The organism is Pseudomonas fluorescens, assembly GCF_001307275.1.
GTDB classification, from domain to species: Bacteria; Pseudomonadota; Gammaproteobacteria; order Pseudomonadales; family Pseudomonadaceae; genus Aquipseudomonas; species Aquipseudomonas fluorescens_AA.
In genome coordinates, this window is record NZ_CP012831.1 from 6957940 (window position 1) to 6977009 (window position 19070).

The 19070-nt window shown below is 67.6% G+C and carries 3 protein-coding genes (1 of these 3 running past the window's edge); 2 read left to right on the top strand and 1 reads right to left on the bottom strand.

Features of this window, described 5'->3' with window-relative positions; all coding sequences use genetic code 11:
- Window positions 1–234 carry a hypothetical protein gene (locus tag AO356_RS32680; protein WP_146042590.1) on the bottom strand — a complete coding sequence of 78 codons (234 nt, stop codon included), beginning with the start codon at window positions 232–234 and terminating at the stop codon, window positions 1–3.
- Here AO356_RS32680 and AO356_RS29945 point away from each other — a divergent pair.
- Window positions 200–9763 carry a non-ribosomal peptide synthetase gene (locus AO356_RS29945; protein WP_060742943.1) on the top strand — a complete coding sequence of 3188 codons (9564 nt, stop codon included), beginning with the start codon at window positions 200–202 and terminating at the stop codon, window positions 9761–9763. The two genes, AO356_RS32680 and AO356_RS29945, sit on opposite strands and share 35 nt — an antisense overlap.
- A protein-coding gene (locus tag AO356_RS29950; RefSeq protein ID WP_060742944.1) for a non-ribosomal peptide synthase/polyketide synthase crosses the window boundary here: on the top strand, window positions 9760–19070 show its 5' portion. The gene runs 8503 nt beyond the window's last position; the window shows 9311 of its 17814 coding nt (coding positions 1–9311); it begins with the start codon at window positions 9760–9762; the stop codon falls past the right edge of the window. Before AO356_RS29945 ends, AO356_RS29950 begins: the two co-directional genes overlap by 4 nt.

The following is a 19070-nucleotide window of genomic DNA, read 5'->3' on the forward strand; positions in this document are numbered from 1 at the left end:
TTATTTTAAATGCGCATCGAGCCCGTCCCACCCCATCGAAAGACGCCGGAAATCCGTTTCCAGCGCAGCCATATCCGGCCAGGGGGCGGCGTCGAGGTTTGTCTGCCGTTGTTTTTCTAAACAGGACCGGTCCGTATCGCGCAGGCCACAAGCCTTGCCGCGTCGACCCAGGGGCACGACCCCTGCACAAGGAGGTGTCATGATCGAACCGCGATGCATTTCGTTGAGTTCCACGCAACAATCCGTCTGGCTCGACCAACTGCTATCGCCCGACACACCCTCCTACAACATCGGCGTAACCGTGGAAATCCACGGCACGGTGGACCACGCCCTGTTCGCCGCGGCGCTGCGAGCCGTGGTGGCCCAATTCGATGCGTTGCAGCTGATAATCAGCGACCGCGATGGGCAGGTGCAGCAGCAGGTCGCCGATCACCTACAGGTGCCGTTCACCTTCCACGATTGGCGCGGTGAGTCCGAAGGCCGGGCCATGGCCGCCATCGAGCAATTGAATCGCACGCCGTTCTCGCTCCGCGGGCAACCTCTGTGGGGCATGGAATGGTTTCAACTGTCCGACACCCATGCGCTGTGGAACAGCCGCTACCACCACCTGATCAGCGACGGCACTTCGGTGGGCCTGGTCGGCCAGGCTGTCAGCGCCGCCTACAATCAACTGCTCGTCGGCGAGCCACTCCAACTGGACCCGGTGTTAGCTCAGGGCTATCGCAGCTTTGTCGCCAGCGACCGCGATTACCTCGATTCGGCGCGCCACGCCAAGGCGCGGGATTTCTGGCTGGAGCAGTTCCCGGCATTGCCGGAACCGTTGTTCCAGAGTGCTTCGCCGTCCCGTGATCCGGCCAGCACCAGCGAGCCGCAGCCCAGTGCCCAGGCGATCTGGACCCTGGGCCACCAGCGCCTGGCCCTCATGACCCAGTGGGCAAAAACCCAGGGCGCGACGTTGAGCCATTGTCTGAGCGCATTGCTGGCCGGCTACTTCAGCCGGGTGACCGACCAGCGTGAGCGAATGGTCATCGGCGTTCCGGTGCACAACCGCAGCAATCCCCTGCAGAAACGGACCGTGGGCATGTTCTCCTCGGTGCTGCCGCTGACGGTCGAGGTCGACCCTGCCGCCAGCTTCGTCGAGACCGTGCAAAGGGTAGCCAGCCAGACCCTGCGCAGCTACCGCCACCAGCGCTACCCCCTGCAAAGTCTGCATCGTGAGTTGCGGGCTCGCGCCGGCCATCCCGGCCAGTTGTTCGAGCTGATGCTGTCGGTCGAACAGTACCCCGGCGACGTCAACCTTGCCTCGGCCCGCTGCGCTCTGCGTACCTGGCACAACGGTTATGAGCGCTATCCGCTGGCGATCTATCTGCGGCATTACGAAGCCCAGGTCGAACCCTTCCTGGAATTCAACTACGACCCGCGACTGTTCAGTGCCGAGCAGATGACCACGCACCTGCGGCGCCTGGAGTGCTTGACCGATCAGGTCCTCGCCGAGCCAACCCGGGCCTTGGGCGACTGGGTGCTGCTGGACACAGCCGAACGGCAGCAGGTCCTTGACGATTTCAATGCCAGCAGCCGTGACTACCCGGCCGATGAACCGCTGCCTGTGCTCTTCGCCGGGCAGGTGCAACGGCGCCCCGATGCGTGTGCGCTGCTGGACGGCGCGCAGACCCTGAGCTATCGCCAGCTCGACCAACGGGCCGAGCACCTGGCTGGGCATTTGGCGGCCTGCGGGATTGGCGCCGGTGATGCGGTGGCGCTGTGCCTGGCCCGGGGGGCGGCGTTGATCGTGTCGATCCTGGCGATCCTCAAGCGCGGCGCATGCTACGTCCCCATCGACCGAGAGGCCCCGACGGCCCATCAGGCGCGGGTACTGGCGGACTGTGGCAGCGCCTGGCTGCTGGTGGCGGGTGATGATCGGCCCGCACTGGAAAACGTCCGCTTCATTGACGTTGCAGCGCCAGACCATGCATTGGCTGAATCCCACCCGGCCCGCGAGGCCGGCGATGTCGCTTACATCATGTACACCTCCGGCTCCACCGGAACACCCAAGGGCGTGCAGGTGCCGCACCGCGCCATCACCCGACTGGTGCGCAACAACGGCTTCGCCGAATTCACCGCCCAGGACCGCTTCGCCCTCGCCGCCAATCCGGCCTTCGACGCCAGTACCTTGGAGATCTGGGGCGCGCTGCTCAACGGCGGCTGCCTGGTGGTCTGTCCCAGGGAAACCCTGCTGGACGCGGCCCGCTTCAACGAGCACCTGCTGCACCACGAAGTCAGCGTGCTCTGGCTCACCGCCGGGCTGTTCCATCAGTACGCCGAGGCCCTGGCGCCGGCCTTCGGTGCGCTGCGTTACCTGATGGTCGGCGGCGACGTGCTCGATCCGCGGCGCATCGAAAAGGTCCTGCGCCATTCGCCCCCCCAGCACTTGCTCAACGGCTACGGGCCGACGGAAAACACCACTTTCACCACCACTCACGCCATCACCCTCGCGGATGCATTGGCCGGTGACATTCCCATCGGCCGGCCCGTGGGCAACACCCAGGTCTATGTGCTGGATGAACAGCGCCGCCCAGTGCCGATTGGGGTGGCCGGCGAGCTTTACGTCGGTGGTGATGGCTTGGCCCTGGGGTACCTGAACCAACCCCGACTGAGCGAAGAACGCTTCGTCGCCAACCCCTTCAGCCAGGCGCCCGGGGCACGCTTGTACCGCACCGGCGACCTGGTGCGCTGGCGCACCGACGGCGTGCTGCTGTTTCTGGGCCGCAATGATTTCCAGGTGAAGATCCGTGGCTTTCGCATCGAGTTGGGGGAAATCGAAGCCCAGCTCAAGGCCCTGCCGGGAATGAGCGAGGCGCTGGTGCTGGCCGATGCCCAGCAGCGCCTGCTGGCCTACTTCAGCGCCACCGAGGCGCAAGAACCCAACGCCCTGCGCGCCCGCCTGGCAGCCGTGCTGCCGGACTACATGCTGCCGGCGGCTTTCGTCCAGGTGGACGGTTTCGCGCTGACCGCCAACGGCAAGCTCGACCGCCACGCCCTGCCCGAGCCCGACGAACAGCATTTCGCCCTGCACTGCTACGAAGCGCCCCAAGGGCCAGTGGAAACCCGCCTCGCCGAGCTGTGGGCCGAGGTCCTCGGGGTGCCGCGGGTCGGTCGGCAGGACAACTTCTTCGCCCTCGGCGGGCATTCGTTGCTGGCGGTGCAGATGGTCGAGCAGTTGCGGGCTGAAGGCTGGCAGCTGGACGTGGGGACCTTGTTCAGCGCGGCGAACCTGCTCAATCTCGCATTGCTGCTGGAGAACCCGCTGGGTCCGGCCAAATCACAGGCGCTGCCTGAGGCACCCGCCATCGCGCCGGACTGCAGGCGCATCACCCCGGCCATGCTGCCGTTGCTCAACCTGCCACAGTCTCAGGTCGACCTGATCGTGACGGCGGTGGAAGGCGGCGCCGCCAACGTGCAGGACATCTACCCCCTGGCGCCCCTGCAGGAAGGCTTGCTGTTCCAGCACCTGCTGCAACCGACCGACGACGCCTACCTGTTACGCGCGACGCTGGCCTTCGACAGCCGCCCTTTGCTGGACGCCTTCATCGCCGCCTTCGATCAGGTGATCGCCCGCCATGACATCCTGCGCAGCGCCGTGCTCTGGGAAGGCCTGGACGAGCCGGTGCAAGTGGTCTGGCGCGAGGCGCCCCTGCCGGTGGTCTGGCTGGCGGCATGCGACGCCTTCGCCGAACAGCCCCTGGACATCCGCCGCGCGCCCCTGGCCCAGGCCTACGTGCGCTTCGACATGCCCAGCGGCCAATGGCAGTTGCAGTTGGTCCACCACCACCTGGCCATCGACCACGCCACCCTGGCGCTGTTGTTCGGCGAAGTCCGCACCTTGATGCAAGATCCGGAGCATCCGCTGCCTCCGACCGTGGCGTTTCGCCGGTTCGTCGCCCAGGCCCGCGAGCACCGGCGCCAGGCCAGCGCCGAGGCCTATTTCCAGCGGCTGCTCGGCACGCTCGACGAACCGACCCTGCCCTACGCGCTGCACGACATCCAGGGTTCCGGCCGCGACAACCGTGAGGCCCAGCGCTCACTCGACCCCGCCCTGGCCCGCCGCCTGCGGCAACTGGCCAAGACCCAGGCGGTGGGCGTCGCGAGCCTGTTCCACCTGGCCTGGGCCATGGTGGTGGGCAAGGCCAGCGGCCGCGACGACGTGGTCTTCGGCACGGTGCTGTTCGGCCGCTTCAGTGCCGGCCAGCAGGTGGAGCAGGCCCTGGGGCTGTTCATCAATACCCTGCCCCTGCGCATCGACCTCGACATGCCTCTGTATAGCGCCTTGCGCCAGACCCATGGACGACTGACCGAACTGCTCGCCCATGAACACGCGCCGCTGGCCCTGGCCCAACGTTGCACGGCGCTGCCCACCCAGACAGCGTTGTTCTCAGCGCTGCTGAACTTTCGCCACAGCCAGGCACAACGCTCGGCCCGCCCAGAGTTCGACCTGCCCGGGGTGCGCCTGCTGGGCAGCGAGGAGCGCAGCAACTACCCGTTCTGCCTGTCCATCGATGACCTCGGCGAAGGCTTTGCCCTGACCGGACAGGTCCATCGTTCAGTCTGCGTCGACGCGGTCCTTGCGCAAATGATTCGGGCCCTGGAGGTAGTTGCCCAGACCCTGGAAACCGCTCCGGCCACCCGTGCCTGTGCCTTGGACATCCTACCTCTGGAGCAACGCCAGCAACTGCTGGAAGGGTTCAACGCCACACGGCAGGCGCATCCACGGGACACCCTGCTGCACCAGCCCTTCGAGCGGCAGGCGGCACTGCATCCCGACGCCGTGGCGGCGCAGTTCGAAACGGTCGCGGGAGCCCAGCTCAGCTATGCCCAGCTTAACCAGCAGGCGAACCAGTTGGCCCACGCCCTGCTGATGGCCGGGGTGCGCCCCGATGACCGGGTAGCGATCAGCCTGCAACGTGGTCCAGACCTGTTGGTCGCCCTGCTCGCCACCTTGAAGGCCGGCGCGGCCTACGTACCGCTGGACCCCAACTACCCGCCGGCGCGTCTTGCGCACATGCTCGAAGACTGCGCGCCCCGGCTGGTCCTGAGCAGCCAGGCCGTGGCCAGTGGGTTACCGGCCACGGCGGTCGAATGCTGGCGCCTGGATGCAGCGCAGTTGCGGGACCGGTTGGCGACCCTGCCCGCGGAAAACCCCAGGATTGCGGACCTGGGCCCAGCGCACCTGGCCTACGTCATCTACACCTCGGGCTCCACCGGCCTACCCAAGGGCGTGATGATCGAGCACCGCAACGCCTGCAACTTGCTGCATTGGGCCCTACGCAGCTTCGACGCCGAGGAATGGCGCCGCAGCCTGTTCGCCACGTCGATCAACTTCGACCTGGCGGTCTTCGAATGCTTCGTCCCTCTCGCCGCCGGCGCGACCCTGCACCTGGTGGAGAACGCCCTGGCGTTGGTGGCCCGACCCTGCCCGGTGTCGCTGATCAACAGCGTACCCTCGGCGGTGGAAGAACTGCTCAGGGTCGGCGCCGTCCCGGACAGCACCCGGGTGGTCAACCTGGCGGGCGAACCGCTCAAGCCGCGACTGGTGGAACAATTGTTCGCCCACAGCACGACGCAACGGGTCTGCAATCTCTATGGGCCAACGGAAACCACCACCTATTCCACCTGGCTGTCGATGGACCGTGCCGGGGGCTACCGGCCCGGCATCGGCCGGCCCCTGGACAACACCCGTGTGTACCTGCTCGACCGTCATCGCCAGCCGGTGCCGTTGGGCGTGGCCGGTGAGATCTACATCGGCGGCGCAGGCGTGGCGCGGGGTTATCTCAATCGTGCCGAGCTGACCCAAGAACGCTTTTTGTCCGACCCCTTCGTCGACGATCCCCAGGCGCGCATGTACCGCACCGGTGACCTGGGGCGCTGGCGAGCCGATGGTTCGCTGGATTACCTGGGACGCAACGACTTCCAGGTCAAGGTACGCGGGTTCCGCATCGAACTCGGGGAGATCGAAACGCAGTTGCTGGGCATGCCGGCGGTGCGCGAAGCGGTGGTGCTGGCGCAGCCTGGCCCTGCCGGTGATCCGCGGTTGGTGGCCTATCTGATAGCGCAGGTCTCGACCACGCCCGTTCCGGACCTGGCTGAAGTACGCGCCTATCTGGAAAGTCGCTTGCCGGACTATATGCTGCCCAGCGCCTGCGTCGCCCTGCAGGAGTTGCCACTGACGCCCAACGGCAAACTTGATCGCCAGGCCCTGCCGCTGCCCGAGGCACAGGCCAGCAGTGCCGCCAGGCAGGCGCCGCAAGGGGACACCGAACGGCGGCTGGCGGCCATCTGGACCCAGGTGCTGGGCGTCTCGGAAATCAGCCGTGACGACGACTTCTTCAGCCTTGGTGGGCATTCGTTGCTGGCGGTGCAATTACTCGAACAGTTGCGTCGCAATGGCTGGGACCTGGACATACGCAGCGTGTTCGAACGCTCGACACTGGCCGCCCAGGCCCTGCGCCTGGAAAACCTGGCCAGCGTTCCGGCGCCGGCACCAAGCGTAAGCGCCATCCCGACCCCGTGCGCCCGCATCAGCCCGCAGATGCTGGATCTGGTGACCCTTCCCCAGGCACAGATCGACCTGATCGCGGCGCGAGTGCCCGGCGGCGCCGGCAATATCCAGGACATTTATCCATTGGGCCCCTTGCAGGAGGGCATGCTCTATCACCACCGCGCCCAGCGCGAGGGCGATCGATATGTGCTGCGCAGCCTGCTGGCCTTTACCGACGAGGCGCGCCTGCAACGTTTCTGCGCGGCGCTGGGCCAGGTCATCGGCCGGCACGACGCGCTGCGCACCCTGGTGCTCTGGGAGGACCTGGAGGAACCTGTGCAGGTGGTGCTGCGGCAGGTCGCGTTCACGCCTCGGCGCCTGGCGCTGGAGGATGACGATATCGCGGCGCGGCTACAGGCCAGTGCCGACCCGCGCCACTACCGCCTCGACCTGCGACAGGCCCCGCTGATCGAGGCCCGGGTGGCCTTTGACCCGGCGCAGGAACGCTGGCTGTTGCTGCTGTTGCATCACCACGTGGTGGTCGATCACACCTCCCTGGAATTGATGATCGAAGAGATCGCCCTGATCGAGAGCGGACGCCCGGCGGACCTGCCGCCGCCCACCAGCACCCGAGCCTTGGTGGCCCAGGCCCGGCGACCAGAAGCGGTGGCCGCCGCCCGCGCTTTTTTCAGCGAGCAGTTGGGCGATCTGGATGAACCCACCCTGCCCTTCGACCTTGACCTGCAAACCGATCCCCGCTGGCAGGCCCTGGAACACCAGCAGCCGCTGGCGCCGGAGCTGGCGCGCAGCCTGCGTCGCCAGGCCGAAGCCCACGGGGTGAGCCCGGCGAGTGTCTGCCACCTGGCCTGGGCCCTGGTGCTGGGGCGCCTGAGTGGGCGCGACGATGTGGTCTTTGGCACGGTACTGTTCGGCCGCCTGCAGGCCGGCGCCCACGCCGACCGGACCTTGGGCCTGTTCATCAACACCCTTCCACTGCGGGTACGCCTGGACGGCGGCGTCCACGCCATCCTGCGGCAGGTCCAGGACACCCTCAACGGTCTGCTCTGCCACGAGCAGACCCCGCTGGCCCTGGCCCAGCGTTGCAGCGCGGTAGCGCCGGGGACGGCGTTGTTCAGCGCCTTGTTCAATTACCGCTACAGCCATGCCGGCCAGGCCAATGTGCACCAGGCCATGCCCGGCATGACCCTGCTGCACAGCGAGGAGCGAACCCATTACCCCTTCAACCTGGCGGTGGACGATCTGGGCGAAGGTTTCCAGCTGACCGCCCAGACCCACCCCGACCATGCGCCGGAACGGCTGCTGGGCTTCATGCTGACGGCCCTGCACGCCCTGGTGGAAGCGCTGGAACAGACCGACGATGGGCACATCCAGTCATTGGACGTATTACCCACCGCCGAGCAGGCACGGTTGAATCGCCTCAACCCAGTGCTGTCCGTGTCAGCGCCCGACGGCACCCTGCACGGGCGCTTCGCCGAGCAGGCCGCCCGCCGCCCCGACGCCCTTGCGCTGATCGACGAGCATCGCCAACTGAGCTTTCGACAGCTCGACGAACAGGCCAACCGCCTGGCCCATCACCTGCTGGACCAGGGCGTACGGCCCGGGCAACGGGTCGCGGTATGCCTGGACCGCGAAGCGCACCTGGCGATCGCCTTGCTGGCGGTGTGGAAAGCCGGCTGCGCCTATGTGCCGCTGGACCCTGATTATCCGGCTCCGCGGCTGGCCTTCATGCTGCAAGACAGCGCTCCGGCGGCGCTGCTCACCCAGGAGCGAGTGCGCGAGGGGCTGCCGACATTCGACGCCGGGCCGCTGATCTGCCTGGATGCCGTTGGTGCTGCCTGGCAGCAGGCCGCAACCGACGATCCGGACATCGGCACCCAGCCCAGCGACCTCGCCTATCTGATCTATACCTCAGGCTCCACCGGCCAGCCCAAGGGCGTCATGGTCGAGCACCGCTCGGTGCTCAACCTCTGGGCCGGGTTGCACCAGCGTCTGGCTGACCTGCCGGCCGGTACGCGCTGCTCGCTCAACGCCTCGGTGGCCTTCGACGCCTCGGTCCAGCAGTTGTGTCAGTGGCTGAGCGGCCACTGCCTGGTGTTGATTCCAAAACGCGTGCGCCTGGACGCGGCGGCCCTGCTCGATTACCTGCAGAGCCAGCAGGTAACCCTATTCGACTGCACCCCGACCCAGTTGCAGGCGCTACTCAAGCATCGCCAGACGCTGGCCCTGCCCCAGCCGTTGCCCCGCCGCCTGCTGCTCGGCGGCGAGGCCGTCCCCGCAGAGCTCTGGCAGCAACTGGCCGGCGAACCCGGCGTGCGGGTGCTGAACGTCTACGGCCCGACCGAATGCACGGTCGACACCACCAGCGCCTGGCTGGATCAGCATCCGCTGCCCAGCCTTGGCCAGCCCCTGCCCAATACTCAGGTGCACGTGCTCGATCATCATGATCGGCGCGCACCGCTGGGGGTGGTGGGTGAAATCCACATTGGCGGCCAAGGCCTGGCCCGTGGCTACTGGCAGCGCGAGGCGCTAACCCGGGAGCGGTTCATCGCCGACCCGTTCTCGCTCCAGCCCGGCACGCGGCTGTACCGCACCGGCGACCTCGGTCGCTGGGAGCTTGATGGCAGCCTCAGCTACCTTGGCCGCACCGACTTCCAGGTGAAGATCCATGGGCACCGCATCGAGCTGGGGGAAATCGAAAGCCATCTGTTGGCGCTGCCCGGTGTTCGGCAAGCGGTGGTGGTCGGTCGTCCCGATCGCCATGGGGTGGCCCGACTGATCGCGTACCTGTTGGGCGACGCGCCACCGACGCCGGCACAGGCGCGGACGGCCCTGGGCGAACGCTTGCCCGAGTCGATGCTGCCCAGCGCCTATGTGCGCCTGGATAGCCTGCCGTTGACTGCCAACGGCAAGCTCGACCGCAATGCCCTGCCCGAACCCGACGCCCAGGCGTACGTGCAAACCCGTTACGAAGCCCCCCAAGGCGACATCGAAATAGCCCTGGCGGCCATCTGGTGCGAGCTGCTGAACGTCGAGCGGGTCAGCCGGCACGACAATTTCTTCGCCCTCGGCGGCCACTCGCTGATTGCCATGGGGCTGGTGGAGCGCATGCGCCAGCACCACCTGCGGGTCGACATCAGCCAATTGTTCACCGCACCGACCCTTGCCGGTCTGGCCGCGGCCACTACTCCATTGAAGGAACTGCTCCTGTGACTGCGGATCAATTGCTGGCTCTGCTCAAACACCGCGGCGTGACCCTGTCGTTGCGCGGCGACCAACTCTCGGTGGTGGCCGACGATGAAGTGCTGGCCGACCAGGAGTTGATCGCCCTCCTGCGCAGCCACAAGCCGGCGCTGATCGAAGCCCTGCGCCAGCCCGCGGCGCAGCCCGCCGGCACCAGCGGACTGCCGGCGGGTACCACCGCCATCACCCCGGCGCTGCTCGAGCTCTGCCAGCTCGACGCGGCTCAGATCGAGGGCATCGTCGCCAGCGTTCCGGGCGGTGCCGCCAATATCCAGGACATCTACCCGCTGGTGCCCCTGCAGGCCGGCATCCTCTTCCACCACCTGCTCCAGGAGCGCGGCGATACCTACCTGCTGCACGTGCTACTGGCCTTCGATGACGAACCGCGCCTGCGCCGCTTCATGGACGCTCTCAACCAGGCCATCGCCCGCCACGACATCCTGCGCACCGCGCTGGCCTGGGAAGGTCTCGACGCGCCGGTCCAGGTGGTGTGGCGTCAGGCCCCGCTGACGCTGGAACTGTTCAGCCCGCCCGCGGGCGACGTGGCCACCGCGCTGCGCGCCTGGACCGATCCCAGGGAGCATCGGCTGGATCTGCGCCAGGCACCCCTGATGCGCGCGGTGGCCGCAGCGGATCCGGCAAACGGTCGCTGGCTGCTGCAACTGCTGCACCACCATGCGGTGATGGACCATACATCGCTGGAGCGGCTGGTGAGCGAGGTCGCGGCGATCCAGCAGGGCCGCCTGGCCGACTTGCAACCGCCACGCCCGTTCCGTGATTTCGTGGTGCGCGCCCGCCAGGGCCTGAGCGAAGCGCAGCACGCGGCATTCTTCACCGAGCTGCTTGGCGATATCGACGAGCCCACCGCGCCCTGCGGGCTGCTCGATGTGCGCGGCGACGGCAGCCAGGTGCAGACCCTGGAAGCGCCGCTGGCGCTGGATCTGAGCCGGCGCATCCGCGAACTGTCGCGCCGCCTGGAAGTCAGCAGCGCCAGCCTGTTCCATCTGGCCTGGGCCCTGGTGCTGGGCAAGACCAGCGGCCGTGACGATGTGGTGTTCGGCACGGTGATGTTCGGTCGCCTGCTGGGCGCCGCCGAAGCAGCCACCGCCATGGGCCTGTTCATCAATACGTTGCCGTTGCGGGTGCGCCTGGCGGTGCCGGTGAGGCAGGCGCTGCGCGACACCCATGGGTTACTCAGCCGGTTGATCGCCCATGAGCACGCGCCCTTGGGCCTGGCCCAACGCTGCAGCGCGCTGCCCAACGGCACGGCGCTGTTCTCGGCGCTGCTCAACTACCGGCACAGCACGGCCCAGGGGCCTGCCCCGGTGCTCGATGGCATGCAGGTTCTGGGTGGTGAGGAACGCACCAACTATCCCTTCAACCTGTCGGTCGACGATCTGGGCGATGGGTTTTCGCTGAGCCTGCAAATCGATCCCCTGGTGGGCGCGGCCCCGGTGCTTGGCTGGCTGCAAACGGCCCTGGATAACCTGCTCGACGCGCTGGAAGACTCACCCCAGCGCCTGGCCTGCCATCTTTCGATACTCCCGGCGGCGGAGCGTGAGCAACTGCTGCGCACGTTCAACGCTACTGCCCGGCCGCTGCCCGAGCGGGACCTGTTGCACCTGGCCCTGGAACGTCAGGCCGAACACCAGCCCCAGGCCATCGCCGCGCGTTTCGACGCGGCCGATGGCGCCAGTCCGTTGACCTATGGAGCGCTCAACGCCCAGGCCAATCGCCTTGCCCACCTGTTGCTGGGCGCCGGCGTGCAGCCGGACAGCCGGGTAGCGATCTGCCTGGAGCGTGGCCCGCATCTGCTGGTCGCCCTGCTCGGCATCCTCAAGGCCGGCGCGGCCTATGTGCCGCTGGACCCGGCGTACCCGCGCGAGCGGCTGTCGCACATGCTCGAAGACAGCGCGCCCCAGGCGTTGCTGACGACCACCGCACTGCAAGCCAGCGTGACGGCGCCGGCGGGTTGCACCGCCCTGTGCCTGGATGATCCGCAGACCCAGGCCCGTCTGGCCGAGCAGCCGGCCGACAACCCGGACCCGGCGCGCCTGGGCCTGACTGGCGCGCACCTGGCCTACGTGATCTATACGTCGGGTTCCACCGGCCTGCCCAAGGGCGTGATGATCGAGCACCGCAATGCTTGCAACCTGTTGCACTGGGCGCTGCGCACCTTCAATGCCGAAAGCCTGCAAGACAGCCTGTTCGCCACCTCGATCAACTTCGACCTGGCGGTCTTCGAGTATTTCGTGCCCTTGGCCGCCGGTGCGACCCTGCACCTGGCCACCAATGCCCTGGCCCTGCTCGACCGTCCGGTGCCAGTCACCCTGATCAACAGCGTGCCCTCGGCGCTCGATGCGCTGGTGGGGGCCGCGGCGATCCCGGCCTCGACGCGAGTGGTCAACCTGGCCGGCGAACCACTCAAGCAGGGCCTGGTGCAAAGGATCTTCGACCACAGTGACGTGCAGCGCCTGTGCAACCTGTATGGACCATCGGAAACCACCACCTACTCGACCTGGGTCTCGATGGACCGCGCCGAAGGCTTTGTGCCGGGCATCGGTCGACCGCTGGACAACACCCAGGTCTACCTGCTCGATGCGCACCGGCAACTGGTGCCCCATGGCGTGGTGGGCGAGCTGTACATCGGCGGCGCCGGTGTCGCTCGGGGTTACCTGAACCGGCCGGCGCTGACCGAGGAACGTTTCCTCCCGGACCCGTTCGCAGCCCAGCCCGGCGCGCGGATGTACCGCACCGGCGACCTTGGTCGTTGGACCTTGGATGGGCAGTTGCTCTATTTGGGGCGCAACGACTTCCAGGTCAAGGTGCGCGGCTATCGTATCGAACTGGGCGAGATCGAAAGCGCCCTGGCGCGTGTTCCGGGGGTGCAGCACGCGGTGGTCGTGGCTCGTCAGGAGCCAAGCGGCGATGCGCGGCTGGTGGCGTATTGGGTGGCCCGACCGGAAGCGGCGCCTGACGAGGCGATACTGCGCGACGCCCTGGCGGCGGTACTGCCCGAGTACATGCAACCCAGCGCCTACGTGGCCCTGCCCGTCCTGCCACTGACGCCCAACGGCAAGCTCGATCGCAGCGCGCTGCCGGCACCGGAACAGGCCGCCAGCGGACACTTCGAAGCGCCCATGGGGCCGCTGGAAAACCAACTGGCGACGATCTGGGGGCGCCTGTTGGGCCGGCCACGGATCGGCCGCGACGAGCATTTTTTCCAGGCCGGTGGCCACTCTCTGCTGGCGGTGCAATTGGTCTCCCAACTGCGTCAGCAATTGCGCGTCGAACTGCCCTTGGCCAATGTGTTCGATCACCCGACGCTGCAACGCCAGGCACGGGCCATCGAAGCCCTGGGCGCGGCCGGGCTCCACGGCGCGGCGCCGATCCCGGCTGGCCCACGGCCGGCGCGGCTGCCGTTGTCGTTTGCCCAACAACGCCTATGGTTCATCGCGCACCTGGATGCCCAGGCCAGCGCGGCCTACCACATGGCCGGAGGCCTGCGGCTGCGCGGCGAGCTGAATGAAGCGGCCCTGGGCGCCGCGCTGGCGCGCATCGTCGAGCGGCACGAAGCCTTGCGCAGCCGTTTTGTGTCCGACGGTGGCGAGCCGTGTCAGGTGGTGGATCCTGGGCATTCGCTGCTGATGCCATGCCTTGACCTGCGGGATCAGTCGCCAGCCCAGTTGCAGGCCCATTACACCGCTGAAGCCCAGGCGCCTTTCGATCTGGCCAGCGGCCCGCTGTTTCGCACCCGCCTGTTGCGCCTGGCCGAGCAGGAACACGTCCTGCTGGTGACCTTGCACCACATTGTCGGCGACGCCTGGTCCCTGGGCGTGCTGACCCGAGAGTTGAGCGAGCTGTACCGGGCTTTCAGCCGGGGGCAAGCCGATCCGTTGCCACCGCTGGCCATCCAGTACGCCGACTACGCCCTGTGGCAACGCTCCCCACGCCAGGCGCAACGCATCGCTGAGCAACTGAACTACTGGCGCACCCAACTGGCCGACGCGCCCCCTTCGTTGAACCTGGCCCTGGACCGGCCGCGCCCGGCCCGACAGGACTTCACCGGAGCCAGCCTGGAGCTGAGCATCGACGCCGCACTGGTGCGGTCCCTCAAGCACTTGAACGAACGCCACGGCACGACGTTGTTCATGACCGTGCTGGCCGCCTGGTCAGTGGTCCTTGGCCGGTTGTCGGGTCAGGATGACCTGGTCATCGGCTCGGTGCTGGCGAATCGCACCCGTGCCGAGGTCGAGCCGCTGATCGGCTTCTTCGTCAACACCCAGGCGTTGCGGGTGCGCCTCGACCGGGTCAGCCAGGTCGGCGAGCTGCTGGCCCAGGTACGGCGCACCGCGCTGGATGCCCAGGCCCATCAGGAGCTGGCTTTCGAGCAATTGGTGGAAGCCTTGAACCCGTCGCGTTCGTTGGCTCACAGTCCGATCTTCCAGGTCATGCTGGCCTGGCAGAATGCTCCGCAGCCGAGCCTGGCCCTGGGCGACCTGGAAGTGACCCCGCTGTCCACCGATGAGGACAGCGCCAAGTTCGACCTGACCCTGAACCTGTATGAGCGCGATGGCGCGATCGGCGGTCGGCTGACCTACGCCACGGCGCTGTTCGACCCCGGCACCGTGGAGCGTCACTGGCAGGCGCTGTGCGCCACGTTGCAGGCGATGGCCGAGAACGACCAGTTGCCGCTCCAGGCGCTGTCGATCCTCGGCGCGGACGAACGTCGGCAGGTGCTCCACGGATTCAATGAAACCACCCGCGATTACCCTGCCGACGAGCCCCTGCACCGTCTGTTCGAGGCCCAGGCCCAGCGCCGGCCCGACGCCACCGCGGTGCAGGACGGCGACCACTTGCTCAGTTACCGCCAGCTCGACCAACAGGCCGAGCAGCTGGCGCACTGGTTGGCCGAGCACGGCGTCACCCCGGGCGCCCGGGTCGCCCTGAGCCTTGCGCGCGGCCCGCGCTTGGTCACGGCGGTCCTGGCGATCCTGAAAAACGGCGCGACCTACGTGCCCATCGACACCGCCACCCCGCCGCAGCGTCAACGCGCGTTGCTGGACGACTGTGCCAGCGCCTGGCTGCTCTGTGAAAACCCGGACGCGCCGGTGCAAGGTACCGGCTACCAGATCTTGTGCCCTTGGGATCGCCTTGCGACCGCGGACGACCCCACCCCGCCGCGTCAGCCTGTCACAGTGTCGAGCGAAGCACCGGCCTACATCATGTACACCTCCGGCTCCACCGGAACACCCAAGGGCGTGCAGGTGCCGCACCGCGCCATCACCCGGCTGGTGCGCAACAACGGCTTCGCCGAATTCACCGCCCAGGACCGCTTCGCCCTCGCCGCCAACCCGGCCTTCGACGCCAGTACCCTGGAGATCTGGGGCGCGCTGCTCAACGGCGGCTGCCTGGTGGTCTGCCCCAGGGAAACCCTGCTGGACGCGGCACGCCTCAACGAGCACCTGCTGCACCACGAAGTCAGCGTGCTCTGGCTCACCGCCGGCCTGTTCCATCAGTACGCCGAGGCCCTGGCGCCAGCCTTCGGCGCGCTGCGCTACCTGATGGTCGGCGGCGACGTGCTCGATCCGCGGCGCATCAAAAAGGTCCTGCGCCATTCGCCCCCCCAGCACTTGCTCAACGGCTACGGGCCGACGGAAAACACCACCTTCACCACCACTCACGCCATCACCCTCGCGGATGCGTTGGCCGGTGACATTCCCATCGGCCGGCCCGTGGGCAACACCCAGGCCTACGTGTTGGATGAACAGCGCCGCCCAGTGCCGATTGGGGTGGCCGGCGAGCTGTACGTTGGTGGTGATGGACTCGCCCTGGGGTACCTGAACCAACCCCGACTGAGCGAAGAACGCTTCGTCGCCAACCCCTTCAGCCAGGCGCCCGGGGCACGCTTGTACCGCACTGGCGACCTGGTGCGCTGGCGCGCCGACGGCGTGCTGCTGTTTCTGGGCCGCAATGATTTCCAGGTGAAGATCCGTGGCTTTCGCATCGAGTTGGGGGAAATCGAAGCCCAGCTCAAGGCCCTGCCGGGGATCGGCGAGGCGCTGGTGCTGGCCGATGCCCAGCAGCGCCTGCTGGCCTACTTCAGCGCCACCGAGGCGCAAGAACCCAACGCCCTGCGCGCCCGCCTGGCAGCCGTGCTGCCGGACTACATGCTGCCGGCGGCTTTCGTCCAGGTGGACGGTTTCGCGCTGACCGCCAACGGCAAGCTCGACCGCCACGCCCTGCCCGAGCCCGACGAACAGCATTTCGCCCTGCACTGCTACGAAGCGCCCCAAGGGCCAGTGGAAACCCGACTCGCCGAACTGTGGGCCGAGGTCCTCGGGGTGCCGCGGGTCGGTCGGCAGGACAACTTCTTCGCCCTCGGCGGGCATTCGTTACTGGCGGTGCAACTGGTAGAACAGCTGCGGGTACAGGGCTGGCCGCTGGATGTACGCACGCTGTTCAGCGCCCCCAGTGTCGCCGCGCTCGCCGACTGCCTGGCACAGCGCTCGACGGTCCCGAGTCTTGAGCTGGCATCGCTGCAGGCGACGATACCTGCCGGCTGCAGCCGTATCGTCCCTGAGCTGCTGCCCCTGGTGGAGCTGACCCAGGCGCAGATCGACGCCATTGTTGCCCAGGTCGAAGGTGGCGCCGCCAACGTGCAGGACATCTACCCCCTGGCGCCTTTGCAAGAAGGCTTGTTCTTCCACTACTTGCTGCAGGAGGAAGGCGACACCTACCTGTTGCATACCACCCTGGCCTTCGACGACGAAGCCGGCTTGGACGGTTTTTGCCAGGCGCTGCAACAGGTCATCGCCCGCCACGACATCCTGCGTACCGCCCTGGCCTGGGAAGGTCTGGAACAGCCAGTGCAGGTAGTCTGGCGTGACGCGCCACTGCCCATCGAGATGCTGCCTATCACCGAGGCCGACGCCCTCGCCCAACTGCAGGCGCACACCAATCCACGGCAGCGCCGCCTGGATATCCGCCAGGCGCCCCTGCTACGGGTCGTCAAAGCCTTCGACGCCGCCGGGCAACGCTGGCTGCTGCAAGTGCTGCACCATCACCTGGTGCTGGACCACACCACCTTGGAGCGGATGGTCGAGGAAATCGTGCTGATCCAGCAGGGTCGCGCCGCGCAACTGCGCGAGCCGGTGCCGTTCCGGGCCTTTGTTGCCCACGCCCGGCACGGCCAGGACAGCGCCCGCCAACAACGGTTTTTCGAAGCCATGCTGGCGGACGTCAGCGAACCCACCGCGCCCTTCGGCCTGCTGGACGTGCAAAATACCGGTACCCTGGACGAAGCCCGGGGCGTCCTCGACCCGACGCTGGCGCTGGCCCTGCGGCAAACGGCACGCCACCACCAAGTGAGCGTCGCCAGCCTGTTCCACCTGGCCATGGCGTTGGTATTGGGCAAGGCCACGGGCCGCGCCGACGTGGTGTTCGGCACCGTGTTGCTGGGTCGTCTGCAGGGGATCGAGGGGGCGGACCAGGCCTTGGGAGTGTTCATCAACACCCTGCCGCTGCGCATCGGCTTCGCGCAGACCTCGGTAATCGACAGCCTGCAGCGCACCCATCAGGCACTGCTGGACCTGCTTGAGCATGAGCACGCGCCGCTGACGCTGGCCCAGCGCTGCAGTGGCGTGCCGGCGGGGACGCCGCTGTTTTGCGCGTTGCTGAATTTTCGCTACAGCCTGGAGGACACGCCTCACCAGAGCGTCACCGGCATGCAGGTGCTGGGCACCGCCGAGCGCACGAACTACCCCTTCACCTTCTCGGTGGACGACCTCGGCCAGGGCTTTGGCATCACCGCGCAGATTGCCGGCTCGGTGGGTGCGCAACGGGCCTTGGAGTTTCTGGAGCAAGCCCTCGCCAGCCTGGTGCTAGCCCTGGGCAGTAGCCCGCATCGTCTGGCCCGGACCCTGGATGTGCTGCCGCCAGCGGAACTCGCGCAGCTGGGCCGGTTCAACGCCACGGCGCGTCCCCAGCCCCAGCGTGCCCTGCTCCACGAGCGCTTCGAGGCCCAGGCCCGGCAGACCCCGCAGGCCCTGGCAGTGCATTGCAAGGGCCGCCGGCTCAGCTACGCAGAGCTCGACCGCCAGGCCAATCACCTGGCGCGGCGCCTGCAAGCGCTGGGCGTCGGACCTGACGCGCGGGTCGGCATCCATCTGCGCCGCAGTCCGGAACTGATCGTCGCCCTGCTCGCCGTCCTCAAGGCCGGCGGTGCCTACGTGCCGCTGGACCCGGCCTATCCGGCGCAGCGCCTGGCCTACATGCTCGACGACAGCGCCCCGCTGGCGGTGCTGACCCTGGCCGACGCGCCGCTGGAACTGACGCTGGCCGACGATTGCCACCGCGTGAACGTCGATGAAGTGCTGCGCGACAGCAAAACCGCGACCAGCGACACGCCGCTGGCCCTGGGGCTGGAAAGCCAGCATCTGGCCTACATGATCTACACCTCCGGCTCCACCGGACAACCCAAGGGGGTGATGATCGAACACCGCAACGCGCGCAATTTCCTCGACTGGGCCCTGGGCAGTTTCACCCCGCAAGTGCTGAGCCAGAGCCTGTTCAGCACCTCGATCAACTTCGATCTGTCGGTATTCGAATGCTTCGCGCCGCTGTCCTGCGGTGGCAGCCTGGAGCTGGTGGACGATGCCCTCGCCCTGCTCGACCAGCGTCCGGAGCTGAGCCTGCTCAATACGGTGCCCTCGGCCCTCGATGCGCTGTTGCGCGCAGAAGCCCTGGGGGACTCGTTGGAAAGCGTCAACCTGGCTGGCGAGGCGCTGCCCCGGATCCTGGTGCAGCGCCTGTTCGAGCAGAGCCGCGTGCATCAGGTCAACAACCTCTATGGCCCGACCGAGACCACGGTCTACTCGACCTGGGCTGCGATGGACCGCGAAGTGGGCTTCGTCCCGCACATCGGCCGGCCCATCGACAACACCCAGGTGCATGTCCTCGATGACGCCATGCAGCGGTTACCCGTAGGCGTTCCGGGGGAGCTGTACATCGGCGGTGCAGGCGTTGGACGCGGCTACCACCGGCGAGCCGACCTGACCCGTGAACGCTTCCTCGCCGACCCCTTCAGCGACCAGCCCGGGGCGCGGCTGTACCGCACCGGCGACTTGGGTTTCTGGGACGTCCACGGCCAGCTCCACTACCTGGGGCGCAATGACTTCCAGGTCAAAATCCGTGGCTTCCGCATCGAACTGGGGGAGATCGAAAGCGCCCTGTTGGCCCTGCCGCAAGTGGCCGCGGCGACAGTCCTGGCAGTCCC

Excerpts from the sequence above, each read along its gene's own strand:
- AO356_RS29945 (WP_060742943.1), top strand. The coding sequence starts at position 200 with ATGATCGAACCGCGATGCATTTCGTTGAGTTCCACGCAACAATCCGTC.